Here is a 2276-nt window from a genome sequence, read left to right as displayed (position 1 = left end):
ACCCGGCCCTCGCCGAGGGGGATGACGTCGTACCAGTCGCCGCCGATGTCCCGCCCGATCCTCGCCGCCCGGTACCGTACGGCGATCCTGGCGCCCGCCACCTCCGGGATGCGGCGGGGCAGCATGGCCCGCTGGAGGCCCTCGGCGAGGTCGTGCTCCTGTTCGAAGAGGATCGCCCGCTGCAGGCTCTGCGCGATGCCGCTGCCGAGGGCCACCAGCAGGTTGCGTTCCTCGGCGGTGAAGTCCCCGTCGCGGGTGTAGAGCAGCCCGAGCGCCCCGACGGGGCGGCCCTGGGCGATCAGCGGCAGGTAGACGCCGCTGCGCACGGACAGCGGCTCGATGTACGGCCACAGGTCCGGGTAGCGCCGGCGGAACTCCTCCCGCGAGGAGAGGTAGACCGCCTGGAGGGTGCGCACGGCCTCGCTCATCGGCAGCCGGGCGTCGATGCGGGTGTACTCGATCTCGGGCACGTACGCGCCGAGCTGTCCCTCGGCGACCAGGTGGATCCGGCCTCCGTCGACGATGCCGAGCATGACGCTGACGGCGCCGAGGTGGCCGAGGGCCTCGGGGTCCTTGAGGACGTCGGTGACGTCGTTGACGGTGCGGGCGTGCGCGAGGATCGCGGCGGTCCGCTCGACGACGCCGGTCATCCGGCGCCGGCCCTCGTCACGCTCCCCCGCCGCGCCGGGTTCCGCCGGGTCCTGGTCGGCGTCCCGGAGGATCCCGATGATCCGGTACGGGCGGCCGGTCCGGTCGCGCAGGACGTGGCCCTGGAGGTGGGTCCAGGTGGTGCCGCCGTCATCGCGGAGGGCGCGGAAGTAGGCCCCGTAATGGCTGCGGCCGTCCCGCAGCGCCTGCCGGACCCGGTGTTCGAGGCGCGCCGCGTCGTCCGGGAGGATCCGGGCGCGCAGCCCGTCGGAGGTGCCGTCGAACCGTTCCGCGGGCAGGCCGAGGACCTCGAGGGCGGTGGCGTCCAGGTGCATGCGGCCGCTGTCGAGGTCCCAGTCGAAGGTGCCCATGCGGTTGAGCGCGAGGCTCAGATCGGGCCGCGCGGGCCAGTCGACCGCCGGGGCCGGTCCCCGCGGGTCCATGCAGCCAGGGTCTCACTCTTCCCCGCCCCCGGCAGCGCGCCGGTCCCCGGTCCCCTTCGCGGGCGGCGGTCCCGGGGGGCGCGCGTCGGCGATTTGCCGGGGCCGGGACCCGGGCAGACGATCGGATCGTCCCCTCTGCCTGCGAAGGGAAACCCCATGAGGCGCCTGAGCCGGATGTACCGGGTCCCGGTCGGGACGGTGCTGGCGTGCGGACTGGCGGTCGGGCTCGCGACGCCGTCCGCGGCCGCGTCGAAACTGCTGAGCCTGAAGCTGAACGCCCCCTACGTGACGGTCTCGTTCCTCGACACCGAACCCCATGACAAGAGCAACGTGCTCGTCCTGCGCCCGGAGGGCGGCGGGGAGACGCTGCGGGTGATCCTGTCCGACGAGATCCCGGGCGTGGGCAAGACCGTCGTCAAGAAGCTGGACGCCGGCATCCGCCCGGGCACCCGCTACTGCGCCGCGGTCGAGGTCGCCACCGTGACCGCGGAGGAACCCACCGGGGTCCCCACGGAGTTGCCGACGGCGCTTCCCGAACCCGATGACGTCGGCACCATCTACGAGACCGGCACGGTCTGCGCCGACCCGTCCTGAACCACCGCCGGACCGGCCCCCGGCCCCCGGCCCCTCACCGCACCGCGGAGGGGCCGGGGGCCGTGCCCCTTCAGTACGAGTAGGGGTTCGCCGGGGGCGGTGGCGGGGTCGCCGGGGCGTACGGGGTCCTGGCCGGCGCGCTGCTCGGAGCGGTCGGCGTGGCCGGGTACGGCTCCGTGGCCGTCTCGGAGGGCGGCTCGGAGGGCAGCTCCGACGGGGAGGCGGGCGGGGTGTGCGTCGCCGGGCCGGTGGGCTTGCGCGTGGGCGGGGCGGAGGAGGTGGCCGGCGGGGTGGGCCCGGCCGAAGTGGCGGTCCCGGTCGGCGGGTTGGCACTGGGCACCGGGGTGGTGACTGGCGGGGGCGGGACCGGCTTGTCGGGCTTCGGGACGGCGCCGCGCCCGCGTTCGAGCCAGCGGTGGTCCTGGTGGTCGTAGATGACGAAGGAGTCCACGGTGGTCTCCGACGGCGCGATGGCCACCACCTTCGACGGCTGGTACGCGGCCCACGGCTGCCCGTTCCGCTTCGGGTTGGCCTGCAGCGCCACCGGCGGACTCAGCGGGTTCCCGCAGGCGCAGCGCACCCTGGGCACAC

Annotated in this window: 3 protein-coding genes; 1 reads left to right on the top strand and 2 read right to left on the bottom strand. The window is 74.9% G+C overall.

The features are described from left to right. On the bottom strand, nt 1-1091 hold a 1091-nt coding region (locus VR44_RS38890; protein ID WP_045952409.1), incomplete at its 3' end, for a PAS domain-containing protein. Between the two features lie 156 nt (nt 1092-1247). Here VR44_RS38890 and VR44_RS38885 point away from each other — a divergent pair. Continuing rightward, nucleotides 1248-1685 (top strand): hypothetical protein, encoded by a 438-nt coding sequence (locus VR44_RS38885; RefSeq protein WP_157880549.1) that lies wholly within the window; start codon nt 1248-1250, stop codon nt 1683-1685. A gap of 70 nt (nt 1686-1755) precedes the next feature. Here the strand turns inward: VR44_RS38885 and VR44_RS38880 are convergent, their stop codons facing one another. Beyond that, on the bottom strand, nt 1756-2265 hold the full coding sequence (locus VR44_RS38880; protein ID WP_342669440.1) for a DUF6777 domain-containing protein: 510 nt from the start codon (nt 2263-2265) through the stop codon (nt 1756-1758). Between the last annotated feature and the right edge of the window lie 11 nt (nt 2266-2276).

The organism is Streptomyces katrae, from assembly GCF_000966975.1.
GTDB lineage: Bacteria > Actinomycetota > Actinomycetes > Streptomycetales > Streptomycetaceae > Streptomyces > Streptomyces katrae.
This window is presented reverse-complemented; position numbering and strand designations above follow the sequence as displayed.